Origin of the sequence: Polaromonas aquatica (assembly GCF_050626995.1) — a bacterium.
Taxonomy (GTDB): domain Bacteria; phylum Pseudomonadota; class Gammaproteobacteria; order Burkholderiales; family Burkholderiaceae_C; genus Polaromonas; species Polaromonas aquatica_A.
On the sequence record NZ_CP192467.1, the window covers coordinates 1,793,217 to 1,813,785 of the forward strand.

17 protein-coding genes and 1 riboswitch are annotated in these 20,569 nt (G+C 61.5%); of the genes, 10 read left to right on the forward strand and 7 right to left on the reverse strand.

What is annotated here, in order from left to right; translation table 11 throughout:
• Positions 1-45: 45 nt before the first annotated feature.
• Positions 46-2,865, reverse strand: coding sequence for a methionine synthase (gene metH, locus ACQ4MS_RS08605; protein ID WP_431099033.1), 2,820 nt, complete (start codon positions 2,863-2,865; stop codon positions 46-48).
• Positions 2,866-2,880: 15 nt separating this feature from the next.
• Positions 2,881-2,977: riboswitch (S-adenosyl-L-homocysteine riboswitch) on the reverse strand.
• A gap of 93 nt (positions 2,978-3,070) precedes the next feature.
• Between metH and ACQ4MS_RS08610 the strand changes: the two genes are divergently transcribed.
• Positions 3,071-3,679: a Crp/Fnr family transcriptional regulator gene (locus tag ACQ4MS_RS08610; RefSeq protein WP_431099034.1), complete on the forward strand. Its 609-nt coding sequence runs from the start codon at positions 3,071-3,073 to the stop codon at positions 3,677-3,679.
• 61 nt (positions 3,680-3,740) lie between these two features.
• Here ACQ4MS_RS08610 and ACQ4MS_RS08615 read toward each other — a convergent pair whose 3' ends face one another.
• Together ACQ4MS_RS08615 and ACQ4MS_RS08620 are read right to left on the reverse strand one after the other, a co-directional pair.
• Positions 3,741-4,724, reverse strand: a complete 984-nt coding sequence (locus ACQ4MS_RS08615; protein WP_431099035.1) for a Bug family tripartite tricarboxylate transporter substrate binding protein — start codon at positions 4,722-4,724, stop codon at positions 3,741-3,743.
• A 262-nt stretch (positions 4,725-4,986) separates the two neighbouring features.
• Complete coding sequence (locus ACQ4MS_RS08620) at positions 4,987-6,033, reverse strand: homocysteine S-methyltransferase family protein (protein WP_431099036.1); 1,047 nt, start codon at positions 6,031-6,033, stop codon at positions 4,987-4,989.
• 69 nt (positions 6,034-6,102) lie between these two features.
• Here ACQ4MS_RS08620 and ACQ4MS_RS08625 point away from each other — a divergent pair, with 69 nt between their 5' ends.
• Both ACQ4MS_RS08625 and recQ read left to right on the forward strand, forming a co-directional pair.
• The gene (locus ACQ4MS_RS08625; RefSeq protein WP_431099037.1) at positions 6,103-6,495 is read left to right on the forward strand and encodes a rhodanese-like domain-containing protein; all 393 of its coding nucleotides are present in this window, start codon (positions 6,103-6,105) and stop codon (positions 6,493-6,495) included.
• Between the two features lie 117 nt (positions 6,496-6,612).
• Positions 6,613-8,505 (forward strand): DNA helicase RecQ, encoded by a 1,893-nt coding sequence (gene recQ / locus ACQ4MS_RS08630; protein WP_431099038.1) that lies wholly within the window; start codon positions 6,613-6,615, stop codon positions 8,503-8,505.
• A gap of 50 nt (positions 8,506-8,555) precedes the next feature.
• On the opposite strand, the gene ACQ4MS_RS08635 is transcribed toward recQ, so the two are convergent.
• Positions 8,556-9,593: a glycosyltransferase family 2 protein gene (locus ACQ4MS_RS08635; RefSeq protein ID WP_431099039.1), complete on the reverse strand. Its 1,038-nt coding sequence runs from the start codon at positions 9,591-9,593 to the stop codon at positions 8,556-8,558.
• Positions 9,580-10,095, reverse strand: a complete 516-nt coding sequence (locus tag ACQ4MS_RS08640; RefSeq protein WP_431099040.1) for a serine O-acetyltransferase — start codon at positions 10,093-10,095, stop codon at positions 9,580-9,582. Before ACQ4MS_RS08640 ends, ACQ4MS_RS08635 begins: the two co-directional genes overlap by 14 nt.
• Positions 10,096-10,590: 495 nt before the next feature.
• Between ACQ4MS_RS08640 and ACQ4MS_RS08645 the strand changes: the two genes are divergently transcribed.
• The 5 genes from ACQ4MS_RS08645 to ACQ4MS_RS08665 all read left to right on the forward strand — a co-directional run bounded on the left by ACQ4MS_RS08645 (position 10,591) and on the right by ACQ4MS_RS08665 (position 15,557).
• A complete protein-coding gene (locus ACQ4MS_RS08645) occupies positions 10,591-11,565 on the forward strand; it encodes an amino acid ABC transporter substrate-binding protein (protein WP_431099559.1) in 975 nt (324 codons plus the stop codon).
• 85 nt (positions 11,566-11,650) lie between these two features.
• Complete coding sequence (locus tag ACQ4MS_RS08650; RefSeq protein WP_431099041.1) at positions 11,651-12,853, forward strand: amino acid ABC transporter permease; 1,203 nt, start codon at positions 11,651-11,653, stop codon at positions 12,851-12,853.
• 1 nt (position 12,854) lies between these two features.
• The gene (locus tag ACQ4MS_RS08655) at positions 12,855-13,958 is read left to right on the forward strand and encodes an amino acid ABC transporter permease (RefSeq protein WP_431099042.1); all 1,104 of its coding nucleotides are present in this window, start codon (positions 12,855-12,857) and stop codon (positions 13,956-13,958) included.
• A gap of 17 nt (positions 13,959-13,975) precedes the next feature.
• Positions 13,976-14,719, forward strand: a complete 744-nt coding sequence (locus tag ACQ4MS_RS08660) for an amino acid ABC transporter ATP-binding protein (protein ID WP_431099043.1) — start codon at positions 13,976-13,978, stop codon at positions 14,717-14,719.
• Between the two features lie 4 nt (positions 14,720-14,723).
• Complete coding sequence (locus ACQ4MS_RS08665; RefSeq protein ID WP_431099044.1) at positions 14,724-15,557, forward strand: class II glutamine amidotransferase; 834 nt, start codon at positions 14,724-14,726, stop codon at positions 15,555-15,557.
• Between the two features lie 84 nt (positions 15,558-15,641).
• On the opposite strand, the gene ACQ4MS_RS08670 is transcribed toward ACQ4MS_RS08665, so the two are convergent.
• Positions 15,642-18,005: an ATP-binding protein gene (locus ACQ4MS_RS08670; RefSeq protein ID WP_431099045.1), complete on the reverse strand. Its 2,364-nt coding sequence runs from the start codon at positions 18,003-18,005 to the stop codon at positions 15,642-15,644.
• 251 nt (positions 18,006-18,256) lie between these two features.
• Here ACQ4MS_RS08670 and ACQ4MS_RS08675 point away from each other — a divergent pair, with 251 nt between their 5' ends.
• Entirely contained in the window at positions 18,257-19,459 is a 1,203-nt protein-coding gene (locus tag ACQ4MS_RS08675; protein WP_431099046.1) for a threonine ammonia-lyase, read from the forward strand.
• A gap of 28 nt (positions 19,460-19,487) precedes the next feature.
• Here ACQ4MS_RS08675 and ACQ4MS_RS08680 read toward each other — a convergent pair whose 3' ends face one another.
• A complete protein-coding gene (locus ACQ4MS_RS08680) occupies positions 19,488-19,979 on the reverse strand; it encodes a glycine zipper family protein (protein WP_431099047.1) in 492 nt (163 codons plus the stop codon).
• A 138-nt stretch (positions 19,980-20,117) separates the two neighbouring features.
• Between ACQ4MS_RS08680 and ACQ4MS_RS08685 the strand changes: the two genes are divergently transcribed.
• Positions 20,118-20,285, forward strand: coding sequence for a hypothetical protein (locus tag ACQ4MS_RS08685; protein WP_431099048.1), 168 nt, complete (start codon positions 20,118-20,120; stop codon positions 20,283-20,285).
• The last annotated feature ends 284 nt before the right edge of the window (positions 20,286-20,569 follow it).

The following is a 20,569-nucleotide window of genomic DNA, read 5'->3' on the forward strand; positions in this document are numbered from 1 at the left end:
GATCACTGGCGGGCGCGCCGGCGCAGGAGGTGTTGTGCGAGGCCCTCAGAGATTGGGTGCCAGCAAGCGCTGGAGTTCGGCTGCCTTCAAGCCGCGCCGCTGTGCGAGATCCTGCAGCTGGTCATCGCCTATCTTGCCGACGTTGAAGTAAGCGCTTTGCGGGTGGCTCAGGTAAAAGCCGCTGACGCTGGCGGCCGGCGTCATGGCCAGGCTTTCGGTCAGGCCCATGCCGATTTCTTCGGCTTTGAGCAACTCGAACATCTCTTTCTTGACGCTATGGTCCGGACAGGCCGGGTAGCCCGGCGCGGGGCGTATGCCCTGGTATTTTTCGGCGATCAATGCCTCGCTGTCCAGGGATTCGGCGGGCGCGTAGCCCCACAAATCCTTGCGCACCCGCTGGTGCAGGCATTCGGCAAACGCCTCGGCCAGGCGGTCGGCCAACGCCTTGAGCATGATGGACGAGTAGTCATCGTGGTCGTCGAGGAAATACTTTTCTTTCTTCTCGGCACCAATACCAGCCGTGACGGCGAAAACCCCGATGTAATCCGGCAGATTTAAGCCTTTTTGGCCTGTAGCCGAGGTAGTTTCTTGTTTATTAGCTATCAATTCAGGAGCAATCACTTTGGGTGCCACGAAATCAGCAAGGCAGCGGCTGGGGCGCATCACACCATCAATCGCGGTTTTTTCGGTCTGCTGGCGCAGGCCGTACCAGGTCATGGCCAGTTCGCTGCGCGACTCGTCGGTGTAGATCTCGATGTCATCGCCCACGCTGTTGGCGGGGTAGAGCGCCATCACGCCGTTGGCGGTGAGCCAGCGGCCTTCAATCAGGCGCTTGAGCATGCGTTGCGCGTCGGCATAAACGCGCACGGCTTCGGTGCCCACGACTTCATCTTTCAGAATGGCAGGGAAGGGGCCGGCCAGGTCCCAGGTCTGGAAGAAGGGGCCCCAGTCGATGTACTGCGCGAGTTCTGCGAGGTCGAAATTCTTGAAGACGCGCCGGCCAATGAACTTCGGTACGGGCGGTTTGTAGTGAGCCCAATCGATAGGCGTGGCGTTGGCGCGCGCCTTGGCCAGCGGCCACATCGGCACCTGCTTTTTGTTGGCATGCTGGGTGCGCACCTTGTCGTAGTCGGTGTAGAGCTCGTCAATGTATTTGGCGGCCTGGTCGGACAGCAGGCTTTGCGCCACGCTCACGCTGCGGGACGCATCGGGCACATAGACCACCGGGCCTTCGTAGTGCGGCGAAATCTTGACGGCCGTGTGCACGCGACTGGTAGTGGCGCCTCCAATGAGCAGCGGAATCTTCTTGATGCGGAAGTGGTCGTCCTTCTGCATCTCGGCCGCCACGTACTGCATTTCTTCCAGGCTGGGGGTGATGAGGCCTGAGAGGCCGACGATGTCCGCGCCCTCGACCTTGGCACGCGCGAGGATCTCATGGCAGGGCACCATCACGCCCATGTTGACGACTTCGAAGTTGTTGCACTGCAAGACCACGGTGACGATGTTCTTGCCGATGTCGTGCACATCGCCCTTGACGGTGGCGATGATGATCTTGCCCTTGGTCTTGACGTCGCCGCCTGCGGCTTCGAGCAGCAGCTTTTCGGCTTCGATATAGGGCAGCAAATGTGCCACGGCCTGCTTCATCACGCGGGCGCTTTTGACGACTTGGGGCAAGAACATCTTGCCCTGGCCGAACAGGTCGCCGACAATGTTCATGCCGTCCATCAGCGGGCCTTCAATGACGTGCAGCGGCCGGCCACCCTCGGCCAGGATCTCCTGGTACACCTCCTCGGTGTCGGTGACGATGTGCTCGTTCATGCCGTGCACCAGCGCGTGCGAGAGGCGCTGGCGCACCGGCAGGGCGCGCCACTCATTCTTCTTGCTGTCGTCCTTGGCGCCGCTTTTCGCGGTTTCGGCCACTTCAATCAGGCGTTCGCTGGGGGTGAGCTCGGGCTCACCCGGCTTGTAGACAGGCGTGCGGTTGAGCACCACGTCTTCGACGCGTTCGCGCAGCACCGGGTCCAAGTCGTCGTACACGCCGACCATGCCGGCGTTGACGATGCCCATGTCCATGCCGGCCTGGATCGCGTGATACAGGAACACGGTGTGGATGGCTTCGCGCACCGGGTCGTTGCCGCGAAAACTGAAGGACACGTTGGACACGCCGCCTGAGACCTTGGCACCGGGCAAGTTTTGTTTGATCCAGCGCGTGGCGTTGATGAAGTCGACCGCGTAGTTGTTGTGCTCTTCGATGCCGGTGGCAATCGCAAAGATGTTGGGGTCGAAGATGATGTCTTCTGGCGGAAAGTTCAGCTCGTCCACCAGCACGCGGTAAGCACGCTCGCAGATTTCAACCTTGCGCTCATACGTATCGGCCTGGCCTTTTTCGTCGAAGGCCATCACCACCGCCGCCGCACCATAACGCTTGAGCAGCTTGGCCTGCTGCTTGAAGGGCTCCAGGCCCTCCTTCATCGAGATGGAGTTGACGATGCCCTTGCCCTGGATGCAGCGCAGGCCGGCTTCGATGACACTCCATTTGGAGCTGTCGATCATGATGGGCACGCGGGCGATGTCCGGCTCGCTGGCGATCAGGTTCAGGAAGCGCACCATGGCGGCCTGGCTGTCCAGCATGGCCTCGTCCATGTTGACGTCGATGATTTGCGCGCCGTTTTCCACCTGCTGGCGGGCCACGGCCAGTGCCTGCTCGTACTCCCCGTTCAGAATCATGCGAGCGAAGGCCTTGGAGCCCGTGACGTTGGTGCGCTCGCCGATGTTGACGAACAGCGTGCCCGCGCCGATGGCGACCGGCTCCAGGCCGGACAGCTTCATGGGAGGGACAAAGGGTAAAGATTCAGTTTCAGACACGGACTCACCTTGAGGCAAAGGTGAGCGTCGTTGCTGCAGGAGCTGCCGGAAGCCGCCGCCTGTAACCCAAGCCTGACGAACGCTAGTGTTCGCTGCAACGCTCCTTGGGTTACCATCATTTTAAGGGCTGAACGCCGCCCGCGCCATATCCTGGCGCCAATGGCCAGAGATACCAACAAAAGTCCAGGGGATAGCCGGAGCCACCATGTTTGAAAACCTGTTCGGCAGAAAACAGAAGGGAACGCCCGATGCGCCCGAGTCCATGCGTCCCAAAGACCGCATGCGGGTCATTGAAGGCTCCAGCACGGCCGAGCTCGCCGCCAGGCTGCTGATTGCACCAACCGCCCTGATGCAGCTCACGCCCGAAGAGGCCTTCACTGTCGTCAGCTACATGACGCCGCGCAGGATTTCCGAGGGAACGACCTTCATCCGTGAAGGCGACAAGAGCGATACCGGCTATATGGTGCTGCTGCTCGAGGGCGAAGTCACGGTCGAGAGCATTGTGGTCAGCCGTCGCACGCCGGTCACCATCACGGTGCTGGGCCCTGGCAGCCTGATCGGCGAGATGGGCCTGGTCGACGGCCAGGCACGGCTGGCCTCATGCACCGCCAGCAGCGACGTGAGCTGCGCCGTGCTGTCGCGGGCGGCGCTTGAAAAAATGGGGGAAGAGCAACCGGTGACTGCGGCCAAACTGATGTTTGCCGTATCGCTGCGCATCGCCGAACGGCTGCGCGACACCAGCGAAAAACTCAAGATGTACAGCCAGCTGGTGCAAGCCATGCAGCAGGAAATCGACCGGCTGATGCCCGGCTGATTTCCATCCGACAGAAAAGCGGCGAAGGCGCCAGGCTAGCCGCCCTTTCCGCCGTTTCGATTTAGTCGAGCTTGATTTTGGCGACCTTGATCAGGCGTCCATAGTCAGCGTGCTCTTTCATCACCATGTAGGCAAAGTCGGCAGAGCTCATGGGGCTGGGCGTAGCGCTCATGCGTGCAAACTTTTCCGCGGTATCGGGCGTGTTGAGCGCGTCGGCGAATGCCCGCTGAAGCTGGTCTGCAGTAGCTTTCGGAAGGTTGGCCGGGCCAAAAATACCAAACCAGGTGCTGATGTGAAAGCCGGGCAACACGTCGTTGATGGTCGGAATCTCCGTGAAACTGCTGGAGCGGTTGATGGTGGTCACGCCAAAAGCGACCAGCTTGCCCGACTTGATGTTGGCGCTGGCGGAGGCCAGGTTGTCGAACATCAGGTCAGTCTGGCCGGACAGCAGGCCAGCCTGCGCCTGGGCCGAGCCGCTGGAAGGCAGGTGTACCACGCTGATTTTCGCCAGGCTTTTGAACAGCTCGCCCGCGAGATGGCCGGCGCTGCCATTGCCGCCGGAGGCATAGTTCAGCCGGCCGGGGTTCTTGCGCGCATAGGCGATGAGGTCTTTGGTGTCCTTGATTTTCAGGCGTTTGGCCGTTTCGGCATTCATGACCAGCACGTTAGGCACACGGGCCACCAACGTAATGGGCGTGAAATCCTTCAATGCGTCGTAGGGCATGTTCGGATAGAGCCACGGGTTGATGGCATGCGTGGCCACCGCGCCCATCACCAGCGTATGCCCGTCTGCGGGCGCCTTGGCAACGAGGGCCGCGCCCACATTTCCGCCAGAGCCCGGCCGGTTGTCGACCGTGACTTCTGTTTTAAGCAACGGGCGCAGCTTCTCTGCCAGGATGCGTGCGGCATTGTCCAGCGGGCCGCCGGCTGGATAGGGGACGATGATCGTCACCGGTTTTTGGGGCGCCAATTGCGCGTAACCTGAGATCGCCGTCATCGCCAACGTGAATGCCGCAGCGGCCTTGATGAATAAACCCACCTTCATGATTTCCTTGCTTGTGTAGTGTTGCTTTGTTTTGCCAGGCCATCAGCGCTGCAGGGCGCGGCACCGAATAAGAAACAGGGCTTGGCAAAGGAGCGTGACTATAGCCGCTAAATATGACATTCCGGGCCGTGGCAGGCATGTCATCTCATATTCATGCTTATTAATTGCGCAGGGACCGCAGCGCCGGCTTCGTCCACGTCGTAACAGGTACGGCCCGGGCATGACAGGTACTACCCGGCGCGATGCCGGGCAGCCCGCCTTGTCAGGCGGCTTCTTTGTAGAAGGCGCCGCGCTGCAATGAACGGCCAGCGACGGGCGCTACAGCGTGGGCGATGGCGCCGATATGGTCCGGCGTGGTGCCGCAGCAACCGCCCACAATGTTGACAAGGCCTTCTTCTGCAAACTCGCGCAGCAGGCGTGACGTCACATCCGGCGTCTCGTCAAAGCCGGTATCGCTCATGGGATTGGGCAGGCCGGCATTGGGGTAGCAGCTGATGAAGGTGTCGCCCGCCACGCGGGCCAGCTCCTGGATGTAAGGGCGCATCAGGGTGGCGCCCAGTGCACAGTTCAGGCCGATCGCCAGCGGTGCGGCGTGGCGCACGCTGTGCCAGAAGGCCGTCACGGTCTGGCCGCTCAGGATGCGGCCCGAGGCATCCGTCACAGTGCCGCTGATGATCAGGGGCAGGCGTTCGCCGGAATTGTCGAAGTATTCGTCGATGGCAAACAAGGCCGCCTTGGCATTGAGCGTGTCGAAGATGGTCTCGACCAGCAGCACATCGCTGCCGCCCTTGACCAGTGCTTCGGTCTGTTCGTAATACGCCTTGCGCAGTTCTTCAAAGCTGGTGTTGCGCGCGCCCGGGTCGTTCACGTCAGGGCTGATGCTGGCCGTCTTGGGCGTGGGGCCGAGGGCGCCGACCACAAAACGCGGCTTGTCGGGCGTCGAAAACTTGTCGCAGGCAGCGCGGGCGATACGGGCCGACTCGTAATTCATCTCGACGGCCAGCTCAGCCATGTCGTAGTCCGCCTGCGCCACCGTGGTGGCGCCGAAGGTGTTGGTTTCAATCATGTCGGCACCCGCAGCCAGATAGCCTTCATGGATGTCCTGGATCACGTCGGGACGCGTCAGGCTCAACAACTCGTTGTTGCCCTTCACGTCCTTGTGAAAGTCCTTGAAACGCTCTCCGCGGTACTGGGCTTCGTTGAGCTTGAAGCGCTGGATCATGGTGCCCATGGCGCCGTCAAGGATGGCGATACGTTGTTCCAGGATCGCCGGAAGTTGCTGGCCGCGGGTGTAGGTGATTGGCTTCATGGCCCCGATTTTAAGATGGGCTCCGTTTTACGGCGGACTTTCCTCGACAATAGGGGTATTGCCCTGAACATGAAAAACTTTCAACCCAAAGAAGCCTGGACCTGGCTGCAGACACATCCTGACGCACTGTTTGTGGACGTGCGCATGGAGATCGAGTCGCTGTATGTCGGCCGTCCGCCAGGGGTCATCAACGTGCCGTGGTACGAGTACCCCGACCTGCAACCAGACGCGCAGAAGTTTGCCGATGCCGTGGCGCGTGAAGCCATCAGCAAGACGCAGCCAGTGCTGCTGATCTGCCGCTCCGGCAAACGCACGCTGGACGCCGGCAAGGCACTGGAAGCGGCCGGCTTTTCTGATGTGCAGCATGTGGTGCACGGCTTTGAAGGTGAACTGGACGAACAGTTCCAGCGATCCACGCTTTCCGGCTGGCGTTTTGACGGTTTACCCTGGGAGCAGATGTAGCCGGGTTTTACCGACATTTATGCATCAAACGGGCCCCTATCCCTTATGTTTCGGGCGCAAGCAGCTCCTATTTTTATAGCATCCATCTCTTACCGTCCCGGCTTTCCGGCTTAAACCTTGTCATCACTGCCCATTTCTACGCCTCTGCCGACCCCTTTGGACGTGCTCGGCCGGGTTTTTGGCTACGACAGCTTCCGCGGCCCGCAGGAAGCCATCGTGGAACACGTGGTGCGCGGCGGCGATGCCCTGGTGCTGATGCCCACCGGCGGCGGCAAATCGCTGTGCTACCAGATTCCGGCCATCGTCCGGCAGAACGCCGGCCACGGAGTCACTGTCGTGATCTCGCCGCTGATCGCGCTGATGCATGACCAGGTAGGCGCCCTGCATGAGGCCGGTGTATCCGCCGCATTCCTGAATTCGACTCAAAGCTTTGAAGAAAGCAGCCAGCTTGAAAAGCAGCTGCTGCGCAACGAGCTGACGCTGCTGTACGCGGCGCCCGAGCGCATCAACACGCCGCGCATGAAAGGCCTGCTCGGCTCGCTGCATGAACGCGGCCTGCTCAGCCTGTTTGCGATTGACGAGGCACATTGCGTGAGCCAGTGGGGCCACGACTTCCGGCCCGAATACCGGTCCCTGAGCCTGCTGCATGAAACCTTCCCGGACGTGCCGCGCATCGCACTGACAGCCACCGCGGATGCCCTGACAAGGCAGGACATGATCGAGCGGCTCAAGCTGGAAGATGCCCGCGCGTTTGTCAGCAGCTTTGACCGGCCGAACATCCGCTACACCATCGTCGAAAAAACCGATGCCACGCGCCAGCTGCTGCGTTTCATTGAAAGCGAACACACCGGGGAAGCCGGCATTGTGTATTGCCAGTCGCGCAAACGCGTGGAAGAAATTGCCGAGGCCCTGCAGGACGCTGGCCTCAAGGCCATGGCCTACCATGCCGGCCTGGACAGTGCCTTGCGCCAACAGCGGCAAGACCGCTTCCTGCGCGAGGAAGGCACGGTGATGGTCGCGACGATTGCCTTCGGCATGGGCATCGACAAGCCCGATGTGCGTTTTGTCGCGCACCTGGACATGCCGAAAAACATCGAAGGCTACTACCAGGAAACAGGCCGTGCCGGCCGCGACGGCCTGCCTGCCAACGCCTGGATGACGTACGGCCTGCAGGATGTGGTGAACCAGCGCCGCATGATAGACACCAGCGAAGCGGCGAGCGAAGAGTTCAAGCAGGTGATGCGCGGCAAGCTGGACGCCCTCCTAACCCTGGCCGAAGACACGCGCTGCCGGCGCGTCAGCCTGCTGGGTTATTTCGGCGAAGACAGTCAGCCCTGCGGGAATTGCGACAACTGCCTGAATCCCCCTGCGGTGTGGGACGCGACCGAAGCCGCACGCAAGATGCTCAGTTGCATCTACCGTGTGCAGCAAGCCAGCGGCATCAGCTTCGGCGCCGGCCATCTGATGGACATCCTGCGCGGCAAGGCGACAGAAAAAGTATTGCAGTATGGCCATGACAAGCTCAGCACCTTCGGCATTGGCGCCGACCTGTCCGAAGTTCAGTGGCGTGGCGTGTTGCGCCAGCTGATTGCGAAGGGCATGGTGCGGGTCGACCCCGACGCGTTCAACACGCTGCAGCTGCTGCCCGATGCGCGCCAGGTCCTCAAGGGCGAGGTCAGCGTGATGCTGCGCGAGCAGTCAGCCGGCACCGGCGAACGGCGCAAAGGCAGCGCGAAGAAAGGCACGAAGACCTCGGCCAAAGGCATGGCCGAAGCCTCGCTCAACGCCGGTGCACTGGAACGCCTGGCCCGCTTGAAAGCCTGGCGCGCCGAAGTCGCCCGCGAACACAACCTGCCGGCCTTCGTGATCTTTCATGATGCAACCTTGCGTGCCATTGCCGAATGCGCACCGCAAAGCATTACCGACCTGGAAGGCATCAGTGGTATTGGTGTCAAAAAGCTTGAGGCCTACGGAGCTGAAGTGCTGCGCGTCTGCGCCGGGGCTGATTAGGCCATCGCAAGCCGGTGACCGGATCCCGCAGTTACCGTCAGCCCGGCCGCTTAAGTTGCGCCAGGCGTATTCCGGATTTCGACGCTGTCTATGGCCGCGCGCGCAGAACGCTGCGGTGTCAACAATCCGCGCACCAGGCCAGCGGCGTTAAAGCACCACGATACGACCGAGAACACTGCCTTGGTGGCGCTGCGCTTTCGCCATGTCATCAGCAACAACGGTGCCGCTGCAATGCAGGAGAAGGCCCCGATGCGCACTGTCCACGGCATGGGAACCACCAGAACGGCGAGCAGCACTGCCCACCACGCCAGCACGGCAACATACAGCCGCAGCTCACGCACCCGCGTCAGCACCAGCCCCAGGTGCGACTCACCCCAAGCCGCGCGCAGCACTTCACCCAGGCCGCAGATATAGCGGCTGCGCCAGCGGCGCACCAGCAGCTGGTAGGGAGGCGCGTCATGGCCGTGATGCCGCACGGAATCGACGCCCAGACGCCACAGCTTCCAGCCCTTGGCGTGAAGGCGCATGGCCAGATCGAACTCTTCATAGCTGTGCAGATTGCGGTCTGAAAAATACCCGGTCTGCTCCACGGCGGCCCTGCGGTACAGGCCGCCCATGTCCAGCCGGTCCACCATACCCGCCTGCATGTGGCCCAAGCCCCGTTCCACCCGGGCGACATATTCCAGGCTGCTGGTATTCATTTCGACGACCTGCCCTCCCACACCAGCCACGTCAGGGTGCGCTTGCATGAAGGCCAGCGCCTCCGGCAAAAACCCGGGCAGCATTTCCATGTCGCCGTCCAGGATGTACACAAATTCGCCCTCTGAATGCTGGTATCCCAGCTGCGGGCCGACGCCGCAGCAGCGTTCGTCGGCTCGCGCCAGCTGCACGATACGGATGGGGTAGGCAGACGCCAGTGCCACGGTGCGATCGCTGGAACAGGAATCGGCCAGAACGACCTCGCCACCGACCCTCCGGACGGCCGTGAGCGCGCTCTCCACCGCGGCGACGATGCGTTTTTCCTCGTTCAGGGCCTTGATGACGATACTCACCCGGCATGGGGCTGCGGTGGTTTCAGGGAGTTCCATCATGTGTGCCTCGCAAGATAATGCGCGCCGGTACACCCACGGCAAGGGCGCCTGCGGGTACGTCGGTGATGACCACGGCATTGGCGCCAATGTCGACATCGTCACCGATCCGCACGGCCCCGAGGATCTTCGCTCCGGCACCGATGTTCACGCGGTTGCCAATGTGCGGCGCCTCCAGCGGCTTGTCCATTCGCTGGTTGCCGATGGTGACGCCCTGGCGGATGATGCAGTCATCCCCGATCACAGCCTTGCCGTGCACCACAATCGCGCCGGAATGTTCTATGACGAGGCGTCTCCCGATCCGGGCCGAGACACCGATCGTCACGCCGCAGAACATTTCAGCCAGCTTGGCCAGCACCAGGTGCAGGGCGCCAAGCGGATAGCGCACCAGCCTGGACTGAAACCGGTAACGCAGATGTCCCAGCCTGTATACCTGCAGCGCCCAGAAGCCGAGAGACAGGACACCTTCTTGCGCCACACGCAAGTCTTCAAGAAAAGCCATTGTTATTGAGCTTTCATAACATGCATCAAGACATGAAAACCCCCTCGCACGGTCGCAGCCTCTAATGGAGGCCGCTTGGGATTGGGGGAAGAAGTCCGCGGCAAGTCCATCAGAACCCGACAAAAGCCTGGACCGAAAATTTCAGCCCGTGCGGAAATGCGGCGCAAGATTCGTACCAGTGGACTTACCCGAAACTTGCCCGGCTGCCGTATCACTACAGCGCAAACAAGCCTCAAAGAAGCATTGTGCCCCGTGATGATGAGGTGCCCCGGCCGGGGTGTTGCCTGCATAAGGTTATGCGTCTTTCGCTGCGGTTTTGCCTCATCCCGTAAGGGCTTGCCCTGAGAGGGGTCCGCAATAGTTCGGCTAGCATCCGCCCATTGGCATGGTTTGTGCTGATGTTTGCCTTCTTATTACTGGAGATTCCCCGTGATCAAACTCGTCAAAAAACATGGATTTATCGCCCTTGCAGCGGCCGGCCTCACTGTTGCGGCCATGGCCCCTGCCCACGCCGGCAAAACACTGGATGCCATCAAGGCGCGGGGTCAGGTTATCTGCGGCGTGAACGTCGGGCTGGCGGGTTTTTCATCTGCCGACAGCAACGGCGCCTGGACCGGGCTCGACGTGGACGTCTGCAAAGCCGTCGCTGCCAGCGTGCTGGGTGACGCCAGCAAGATCAAGTGGGTTCCCCTGAATGCCCAGCAGCGTTTTACCGCCCTGCAGTCCGGCGAAGTTGACGTCCTGTCACGCAACACCACGTTCTCGCTGACGCGCGATGCCTCACTCGGCCTGCACATGACCGCGGTGACCTACTATGACGGCCAGGGCTTCATGGTCCCCGTGAAAAGCAAGGTCAAAAGCGCCAAGTCGCTGAAGAACGCCACGGTCTGCGTGCAGTCCGGCACCACGACCGAGAAAAACCTGACCGACTTCTCCAAGGCCAACAACCTGAACATGAAACCCGTGGTGTTTGAGAAGCAGGAGGCCGTCAACGCCGCCTATTTCTCGGGCCGCTGCCAGGCTTACACGACCGACGCATCGGGCTTGGCCTCCGTGCGCAACAAGGAAGCCAAAGTTCCCGCCGACCACCTGATCCTGCCCGAGCTGATCTCCAAGGAGCCGTTGGGCCCCATGGTGCGCCGCGGTGACGACGAATGGTTCGCCATAGTCAAGTGGGTGGTCTACGGCCTCGTCGAAGCCGAAGAATACGGCGTGACCCAAGCCAACGTCGACGCCATGACCAAGGAAAGCAAGGACCCCGTGGTCATGCGCCTCACCGGTAGCGGCGAGGACACCGGGAAGCTGCTCGGCCTGGACAAGGAGTGGCTGGTTCGCGCCGTCAAGGCGGTTGGCAACTACGGCGAGATCTTCGAGCGCAATGTCGGCCCCAAAACGCCATTGGCGCTGCCCCGCGGCCAGAACAACCAGTGGAACAAAGGCGGCCAGATGTACGCCATGCCAGTGCGCTGATCGCCTGATTCCGATGCGCTGAACGCAACGGGCCGCTCGCAACCCTTCGTTGACGAGCGGCCCGTTTTACTTGGGTAACCGCCTTATGTCCGAGCATTCCCTGATCCCCGCGCGGCCGGCGCCGGCTCTGCGGCGCAGAGTTTTTTCCTGGCGCAGCAAGCAGGCACGCGCCGTTGTTTACCAGATCCTGGCCGTCAGCCTGATCGTCTTCCTTATCTGGCTGCTCGTGAGCAACACCATGAGCAACATGAGGACGCGCGGCATTCAGAGCGGTTTTGATTTCCTGCTTCAGCCCGCCGGCTTTGACATTGGCGAAGGCTGGCTGAACTACGACTCCATCGATCCCTACTGGAAGGCTTTCCTCGTGGGGCTGGTGAACACCCTGCGCGTGGCCGTGGTGGGCATTGTGCTCACCTCCGTGCTGGGTACATTGCTCGGTGTGGGGCGCTTTTCCCGCAATGCACTGATTCGCGGCCTCTGCTATGGCTATGTGGAGCTGTTCCGGAACATCCCCGTGCTGCTCCAGCTGTTGATGTGGTACTTGCTCTTCACCGAATATCTTCCGGCCATTGACGAGGCCCTGCATATCGGCAATCTGGTGTACATCAGCAAAAACGGCCTGTCTTACCCCTTTCCGGTCTGGCACCTCGGGCAGACGCTGGCTCTTTTCGGCGTGGCGGTCGGCGGCGTGGCGGGTTTTGTGTATGCCCGCCGGGCACGCCGCCACTTTGACCAGACCGGCCATGCACGCCCTGTGCTCTGGGTAGTGCTGGCGTTGATCGCTGCCGGCGCATTGCTGGGCTGGCTGGCCGGTGGCGCGCCTTCCGAATGGAACCTGCCGAAGCTGACGGAAACCCAGGTGGAAGGCGGCGGCGCGCTGTCGCCGGAATACCTGGCAGTGCTGCTTGGGCTGGTGCTTTACACCTCGGCCTTTGTGGCGGAAGTCGTTCGCGCCGGCATTGCCTCGGTGTCTTTGGGCCAGCATGAGGCCAGCGCGTCGCTGGGGCTCTCACGCGGCCATTCCATGCGCCTCGTGGTGCTGCCACAGGCGCTGCGGGTCATCATCCCGCCGCTGACCAACCAGTACCTCAACCTCACCAAAAACTCATCCCTGGCCGTTGCCGTGGGTTACCCCGACCTTGTGTCGATTGCCAACACATCGCTCAACCAGACCGGCCGCGCGGTCGAATGCATTGCCATCATCATGTTGATCTACCTCACCACGTCGCTGGCCACCTCGGCGCTGATGAACTGGTTCAACAGCCGGGCCGCGATCAAGGAGCGCTGACATGAACCAGACTTTTGTTCCCGTCCCGCCCCGGCCGGCTCCCATCAAGATGGAGGGCCTGGGCCCCTGGCTGCGCAACAACCTGTTTTCCAGCATCGGCAATACGCTGGTGTCGGTCGGGGTCATCGCCCTGTTGCTGTGGGCGGCTTCCTCGGCCCTGCGATGGGCAGTATTCAATGCCGTCACCGCCGCCGACGCGGATGCCTGCCAGGCAGCGCGTGGCATAGGCGCCTGCTGGGGCGTGATCAACGAAAAGGCCCGCATCATCCTGCTGGGCCGCTACCCCTTGGCAGAGCACTGGCGGCCGGAACTGGCGACCTTCCTGCTGCTGGGCCTGGTGGTCGCAAGCTGCAGCCGCTGGTTCTGGAAACCCTGGCTGGGATTGATCTGGCTGGTCGTCCTGACGGCGTTTTTCACCCTCATGGGCGGTGGCGTACTCGGCCTTTCCAAGGTATCGACCGACCAGTGGGGCGGCCTGCCGCTGACCGTCATGCTCACGGTGATTTCGATGACGATCGCCTTTCCGATTGCGGTGGCGGTGGCGCTGGGGCGTCGCTCCAACATGCCCGCCATCAAGACCCTCTGCGTCATTTACGTCGAACTGATTCGCGGCGTACCGCTGATCTCGGTCCTGTTCATGGCGAGCTTCATGTTTCCGCTGTTCATGCCTATCGGCAAGTCACCCGACGTGCTGATCCGCGTGATCGTCGGCATCACCCTGTTTGCAGCGGCGTACATGGCAGAGATTGTCCGGGGCGGTTTGCAGTCCCTCTCGAAAGGCCAGACCGAGGCAGCCGCCAGCCTTGGCCTGGGCTATTGGCAGACGCAGATCAAGATCGTGCTGCCGCAGGCATTGGGTACGGTGGTGCCCAGCATCATGAACAACTTCATCTCGCTGTTCAAGGACACCTCCCTGGTGACCATCGTTTCTCTTTATGAGTTGACGGGTGCGTTGTCGCTGGCTGTCGGATCTGACCCGAACTGGCGGCCGTTCAAGATTGAAGCCTACCTCTTTATCGCTGCAATTTACTTTACCTGCTGCTTCGCCATGTCCCGCTACAGCCTCTGGATAGAGCGGCGGCTGGCTGTGGGCAAGGCCCGTTGAAAAAAACAAGGACCCCTATGAGTGAGCCCATCATCCGCTTTGACAAAGTCAACAAATGGTATGGCAACAATTTCCATGTGCTGCGCGACCTGCAGCTGGATGTGCGTCAGGGCGAGCGCCTCGTGATTTGTGGGCCATCCGGCTCCGGCAAATCCACGATGATCCGCTGCATCAACGCGCTGGAAGACTACCAGGAAGGCACGCTCACCGTGGCCGGCTCAGTGCTGGGTGACGACATCAAGGCCATCGACGCTGTGCGCCGGCAGGTCGGCATGGTGTTCCAGCAGTTCAACCTCTTCCCTCACCTGACCGTGCTCGAAAACCTGACCCTGTCGCCGACCTGGGTGGCGGGCCTTTCCAAAAAAGAGGCCACGGAACGCGCCATGCATCAGCTTGAGCGTGTGCGCATTGCGGAACAGGCACAAAAATACCCCCTGCAGTTGTCAGGCGGCCAGCAGCAGCGCGTAGCCATTGCGCGTGCGCTGTGCCTCACGCCGAAAATCATGCTGTTTGACGAGCCGACCTCCGCGCTCGATCCTGAAATGATCAAGGAGGTGCTTGACGTGATGATCTCCCTCGCCGAGCAGGGCATGACCATGCTGTGCGTGACGCACGAAATGGGCTTTGCCAAAGCGGCCGCCGACCGCGTGATCTTCATGGACCAGGGCCAGATCGTTGAGCAGAACACGCCGACAGATTTCTTCAACCACCCGCAGACCGACCGGGCGAAAGATTTCCTGTCCAAGATTCTGGGGCACTAGCAGGATGTGCCAGCTCCTCGGGATGAATGCGGCCAAGCCAGCTGACCTTCGTTTCTCTTTCACCGGCTTCGCCGCCCGCGGTGGCCTGACGGACCACCACGGTGACGGCTTTGGCATCGGGTTTTTTGAAGACAAGGCCTGCCGGATTTTTATGGACAGCCAGCCCGCCGCCACCTCGCCCGTGGCCGAGCTGCTCAAAAGCTACGCCATCAAGTCCTGCAATGTGGTGTCCCATATCCGCAAGGCAACCCAGGGCGATGCACACCGCCTGGAAAACTGCCACCCGTTCACCCGCGAGCTCTGGGGACGCCACTGGCTGTTTGCCCATAACGGGGACCTGATCAATTATTTCCCTGACCTCGGCGGCAACTACCAGCCGGTTGGCACTACCGACAGCGAGCGCGCTTTTTGCGCGCTGATGGAAAGACTCAAGACCATCAGTCCGCGTGAGCCGTGTTCAGTCAACACGGTGTTTGAAACCCTTTGCAGCATGAGCGAGGGCACGGGTGAGTTCGGCGTGTTCAACTACTTGCTGTCCAACGGCCAGGCCCTGTTTGCACACTGCTCCACGCGGCTGTACTACCTGGTCCGGGAATGGCCGTTCTCCAACGCCAAGCTCGTGGATGCCGACCTGAGCATCGACTTTGCGCAGACCAATGCCCAGGAAGACCGGCTGTGTGTTGTCGCCACCCAGCCTTTGACGCTCAACGAAAACTGGCAGCAGCTGCAGCCCGGGCAGTTGCTGTGGATTGAAGGCGGCCGTATCGTGCGGCAGGCGCAGCTGAAGGTCAGCGAAGACGTGCGGCGCAAAAACGAAGCCAACCTGGCGTGCGTATAGAAATCAGACCGTAGGCCGATAAATACGGGCGCAAGCAGCTATCTTTTTGATAGCAATCATCCTGCGCATCAAATACGGTAGTGCCTATTGCATAAACCCCATAGAGCGCGCTTCCCGCACCTCGGGCTTGATCCGGTGTTCGGCCTCCAGTTGGGCCAGGAACTCCTCGCTGGAAAATTCCGCCGCAAGAATATCGACTTGCCGCTTCACGGCCGCAAAATCGCCCGGGCATAGCTGCGTGAGTTTCATCAGCCTTTCACGCAACGGCGCCGTGAGCCGGCCGGCGTCACCTCCGAGTGCCTCGGTGACAAACATTTTCTCTCTCTGCAACGCCGTCAGCGGCATGAACCTGATCTTGAAAGTGAAACGCCGCAGCGCCGCCTGGTCCAGGCTTTCGAGCAGGTTGGTGGTGCAAATGAAGATGCCCGCATGGCGCTCCATGCCCTGCAGCATTTCGTTGACTTCGGTCACCTCGTAGGTCCGTTGGGCGCCACGCCTGTCCTGCAGGAAACTGTCCGCCTCGTCCAGCAGGAGCACGGCCTTTTCCGCCTCGGCTTCGCGGAACATCGCCGCCATGTTCTGTTCGGTCTCGCCGACATACTTGCTCATCAGGTCGCTGGCCTGTTTGATGATGAGCGGCAGATCCAGCGCCTTCGCGATGTGTTCGGCCAGCGCGGTTTTGCCGGTGCCCGGCGGGCCGTAGAAGCACAGGCTGCCGTGGCTTCGGCTTTTCAGCGCCTCGACGATGCGCGGCACCTCGAATCGGGATTCGACGTTGAGCATGGAAAGGTCATAGGTGGTCGCGTTGCGCCGGCCGGAAGCTTCCGCCCTGTTGCCAAGCGCCACGTCCGCATTCTTGAGCTGGCGCTCAATCAATGACTCCATCAGCAATGGCCTCCCGCCGGACAGGATGGCCTGCATGCCGTCTGCGTCCACCTGCACGTCCACTGCATCGTCTGGCGCGCTGGCCAGCCGGGCAAACCGGACAGCCGTGCGTATCTGCGCAGGCGTTAAGCCCTTGCGGGCTGTCAGCTTGGCCACAAAGGCATCGCTGACCTGAACACCTTCCAGGGTCTTGCGCACCAGGCCTTCGCGGGCACCCGGTGGCGGTGACCTGAGTTCCAGGTGGTAGGCAAAGCGCCGGCGGAAGGCGGGGTCAATCTGCTCGATGCGGTTGGTGACCCAGAGCGTGGGCACGGTATTGGATTCAAGAATCTGGTTGACCCAGGCCTTGCCGCTCACCGACCCGCTGGCAGGTACCGGCAACTGCTCGGAGCGCGCCATGAGTTGCGCGGCTTCACTGGAAATCGGGGGAAACACGTCTTCGACTTCGTCAAACAACAAAGCCGAATGCGTGCTGCCTTTCAGAAAGACCTGAGCGATCTGAAGCGAACGGTAGCGGTCGCGGCCACTCAGCGAATTGCCGTCGCGGTCGGCGTATTCGACTTCGAACAGGTCCAGGCCGGCGGCCTGCGCCACCACCTTGGCCAGCTCGGTCTTGCCGGTGCCCGGTGGCCCGTACAGCAACACATTGACACCCTGCTCCTTGCCGGCCACCGCATTGCGCAGCAGCGACACAAGCACCTGGGCGTCCTCCTGCACGAAGGCGAAGTCGGCCAGACCCAGGCTGCTGTGCGCGGCCGGACGTGTAAACACCGCCATCAGTTCATTCTGGTCACGGTATTCGCGCATCAGCACAGGCGGCAGTTTCTCGCTGACTTTCATCAGGTCGGCAAGGTCAGTGATGTTGTGCTCGGAGATCAGGTTTTCAACCATGCCGATGCGCTCCAGCCGCGAGCCGGCGCGCAGCGCCTCGGCGACTTCGGGTGCCTTGACACCGGCTACGTCAGCGATAGCGGCATAGGCCTCGGGGGCATTGCTGACCTTGAACTCGACCAGCAGCGAACGCAGGTCGCGCTGGTAACGCGCCAGGGTTCCGTAAAGCAGCAGCGCACGTTCGGCCCGGTTCAGTTGCAGCAGGTTGGCCAGCGCATCGATGTTTTTCTCTACCAGCGTGGATTGTTTCTTGAGCGCATGCGTCAGCCATTCGCCGGTGGCGGCCAGGACTGAAAGGAGATCCTTGGGCTGGTCCTTCGCGTGTTCGTCCAGGTAGAAGAACAGGGTGCCCTCTTCATAAGGGCCGCGCCAGGCGCCGTGGCGGGCCATGAACTCGGCATCGGTCAGGCTTTCGTGGCCGCGCCAGAATTCGTTGTCCTTGCAGCGCCGGCCAAGGAACTCGCGCAGCCGCTGCACTGCCGGCAGGGGCCAGACAAGATGGCGGCCGGAAAGCGAGAGCAGGCTGTTGAGGTCGCGACGCACATTGAACTTGGCGCCCTGCCTTGCCGCCAGCGTCAGCACGAAATGCGAGCACATCAGGTCCAGCACCGGCGCCTCTTTCAGCCCGGGGGACAGCAGCCACTGCTGCTCGCTAACGGAACGCTTGCTCATGGACAAACCTCGCTTTGCAACTACACGGTTGGTAGACCTGCCTGTGAGATACCTGTTTCAAGACCGTCGCCTCACTGATTGTGAGCACCGCAGATGCGGCCTGGTTCAATGAGACTCCACCATAACGCAGCTTGAAGCATCATGGAAGACGCTACTTGTACCCCCACGTGTGAAATGCGCCACAGAAACTCCTGCGAAGATGTGGGAAAGATGATCCCGCACAATCTCACCATAGCCCGCAGAGGAATCCCATGCTCAGTCTCCAAGATATAGAACAAGCCGCCCAGCGCCTGCAGGGCCACCTGCTCGATACGCCCTGCGTGGAGTCCAAGACGCTCTCGCAGCTCACGGGGGCGCAGATTTACCTGAAGTTCGAGAACCTGCAATACACGGCATCCTTCAAGGAGCGTGGCGCCTGTAACAAGTTGGCTCAACTCTCCGCCGACGAGCGGCGGCGCGGGGTGATCGCGATGAGTGCGGGTAATCACGCACAGGGTGTGGCCTACCATGCGCAGCGACTGGGCTTGCGGGCGGTGATTGTGATGCCGCGCTTTACGCCCGGCGTGAAGATCGAGCGCACCAGGGGTTTCGGTGCGGAAGTGGTGCTGCACGGCGATACGCTGGACGAGTCCCGCACCCACGCACTGACGCTCGCCGAGCGGGAAAGCCTGGTTTTTGTGCACCCTTACGATGATGAAGCCATCGTCGCGGGCCAGGGCACGGTGGGACTCGAAATGCTGAAGACGCAGCCCGACCTGGATGCACTGGTTATCGCCGTAGGGGGCGGCGGCCTGATTGCCGGCATGGCCACGGCTGCCAAGGCCATCAAGCCCGGCATTGAAATCGTCGGCGTGCAGACCTCTCGCTTTCCCGGCATGGTCAATGCCATCAAGGGCACCCAGCACCCCCAAGGCACCAGCACCATTGCCGAAGGTATTGCGGTGGGAACACCCGGCCTCATCCCTCAGGCCATCATCGCCAAGCTGGTGGACGACCTCGTGCTGGTGGAAGAGGGTGATATCGAGCAGGCCATGGTGATGCTGCTGGAAATTGAGAAGACCCTGGTAGAAGGCGCGGGGGCTGCCGGCCTGGCGGCGCTTCTGAAATATCCGGAACGTTTTGCGGGCAAGAAAATAGGCCTGGTGCTGTGCGGCGGCAATATCGACCCGCTTCTGCTCGCGGCCATCATCGAACGCGGCATGGTGCGCGCCGGGCGCCTGGCACGCATCAAGGTCAGTGTGCGGGACATCCCCGGCTCATTGGCCAAGATCACCGCCACCGTGGCCGACGCCGGAGCCAATATCGACGAGGTACATCACCAGCGCGCATTCACCATGCTGTCAGCCCAGAACGTGGAAATCGAGCTGGTCATCCAGACGCGTGGCCGTGACCACATCCAGCAGGTGCTGGCTGCACTGAACGCGGCAGGGTTTGAAGCTTCCGAGCAGCACTGATTGAGCCCCGGCGGGGCCCAGCCCGGCTTCAGTTCCAGCCAATCACCTCAAAGCCCTTTTCGCCCAGGCAGCGCTGAACAAAACTGCGGTACGTGCTGTTGGGCCGGTCGTTGTGGAATGCACCCGACACCGCGCCTGCCGAGCCGCCCACGGCAGCCCCTGCCGCGCCGGCACGCAGCACGCCTTCGCTCCCGCGCCCGGTGATCAACGCGCCCACAGCCGAGGCCACACCCGCAGTAGCGGCCCCCTCACCGGCACGCCGGCCCACTTCATTGGTGCTTTGCGACGGAGTGAGCCCGGCAGCCGAGGCCCGGGACATGCAGGCGTTGGCTTCGGCCTGGCCTTGCGCATCGCCCACCCGGTTAAGCGTGGCGTTGGGATACAGCACCGGTCGGGCCGAGGCGCTGCTGGGGCCGCCGGACGCGCAGGCCGACAGCAGGGTCAGGGCGGACAACACAACAACGCCGGCTGAAAGAAAACGGGACTGCCGCTGAGACAGGAAATGGACTGGGGATTTCATGCATTCCTTCCACAAATTAGCATGACAAAGAGTACCTCAAGCAGGCGCCGGCCATCTTTGTCCCCCAGGGTCTTCATGTAACCATCTTCATGAAGGTAAAATCTCGCCAAGACTCCCCAGCATTTCAGGAACCACTCCATGTCCAGTCCAGCCAGCCACACCACCAACGCAGCCCACGACACCGCCACGCCTGCCCAGGAACAGGATGCTGTTGAAGCGATCGTTCCATTGATCCCTATCGTTTTGCCCGTGGTTGGCGGCGTGTTGATGTTCCTGCTGGCTTTTATCGCCATCTATATGGCCTGAACGCTCCCGCTTTCACCCCCAAAAGTCCGCTCTTGCGGACTTTTTTGTTTCCGGCTGCGCGCCTCCTCTTTTCAATCCCTGTTCTCAACCCTCCTCCGACCCATTTCAGCCTGTTCACAGGAAGAACCGGCCTGAAGCTCCAGGCCAAAACGGCCGCACGGGCATTCCTCACCCCGATGTCATGACTGCCGGAACCCAGGCGCAGTTTATGCATAACCTCATGCCGGTTATGCATAACTTTTGCCTGTAACTTACAGGTAACTCGCACCGATCTTCTTAAAATG

What these genes read in the sequence shown, in the direction of transcription:
- ACQ4MS_RS08655 (WP_431099042.1), top strand. Translation starts at nt 12,855, where the DNA reads ATGAACCAGACTTTTGTTCCCGTCCCGCCCCGGCCGGCTCCCATCAAG.
- ACQ4MS_RS08660 (WP_431099043.1), top strand. Translation starts at nt 13,976, where the DNA reads ATGAGTGAGCCCATCATCCGCTTTGACAAAGTCAACAAATGGTATGGC.
- ACQ4MS_RS08645 (WP_431099559.1), top strand. Translation starts at nt 10,591, where the DNA reads ATGGCCCCTGCCCACGCCGGCAAAACACTGGATGCCATCAAGGCGCGG.
- ACQ4MS_RS08640 (WP_431099040.1), bottom strand. Translation starts at nt 10,095, where the DNA reads ATGGCTTTTCTTGAAGACTTGCGTGTGGCGCAAGAAGGTGTCCTGTCT.
- ACQ4MS_RS08610 (WP_431099034.1), top strand. Translation starts at nt 3,071, where the DNA reads ATGTTTGAAAACCTGTTCGGCAGAAAACAGAAGGGAACGCCCGATGCG.
- ACQ4MS_RS08680 (WP_431099047.1), bottom strand. Translation starts at nt 19,979, where the DNA reads ATGAAATCCCCAGTCCATTTCCTGTCTCAGCGGCAGTCCCGTTTTCTT.
- ACQ4MS_RS08685 (WP_431099048.1), top strand. Translation starts at nt 20,118, where the DNA reads ATGTCCAGTCCAGCCAGCCACACCACCAACGCAGCCCACGACACCGCC.
- ACQ4MS_RS08625 (WP_431099037.1), top strand. Translation starts at nt 6,103, where the DNA reads ATGAAAAACTTTCAACCCAAAGAAGCCTGGACCTGGCTGCAGACACAT.
- ACQ4MS_RS08650 (WP_431099041.1), top strand. Translation starts at nt 11,651, where the DNA reads ATGTCCGAGCATTCCCTGATCCCCGCGCGGCCGGCGCCGGCTCTGCGG.
- ACQ4MS_RS08615 (WP_431099035.1), bottom strand. Translation starts at nt 4,724, where the DNA reads ATGAAGGTGGGTTTATTCATCAAGGCCGCTGCGGCATTCACGTTGGCG.
- ACQ4MS_RS08620 (WP_431099036.1), bottom strand. Translation starts at nt 6,033, where the DNA reads ATGAAGCCAATCACCTACACCCGCGGCCAGCAACTTCCGGCGATCCTG.
- ACQ4MS_RS08635 (WP_431099039.1), bottom strand. Translation starts at nt 9,593, where the DNA reads ATGGAACTCCCTGAAACCACCGCAGCCCCATGCCGGGTGAGTATCGTC.
- ACQ4MS_RS08675 (WP_431099046.1), top strand. Translation starts at nt 18,257, where the DNA reads ATGCTCAGTCTCCAAGATATAGAACAAGCCGCCCAGCGCCTGCAGGGC.
- ACQ4MS_RS08665 (WP_431099044.1), top strand. Translation starts at nt 14,724, where the DNA reads ATGTGCCAGCTCCTCGGGATGAATGCGGCCAAGCCAGCTGACCTTCGT.
- ACQ4MS_RS08670 (WP_431099045.1), bottom strand. Translation starts at nt 18,005, where the DNA reads ATGAGCAAGCGTTCCGTTAGCGAGCAGCAGTGGCTGCTGTCCCCCGGG.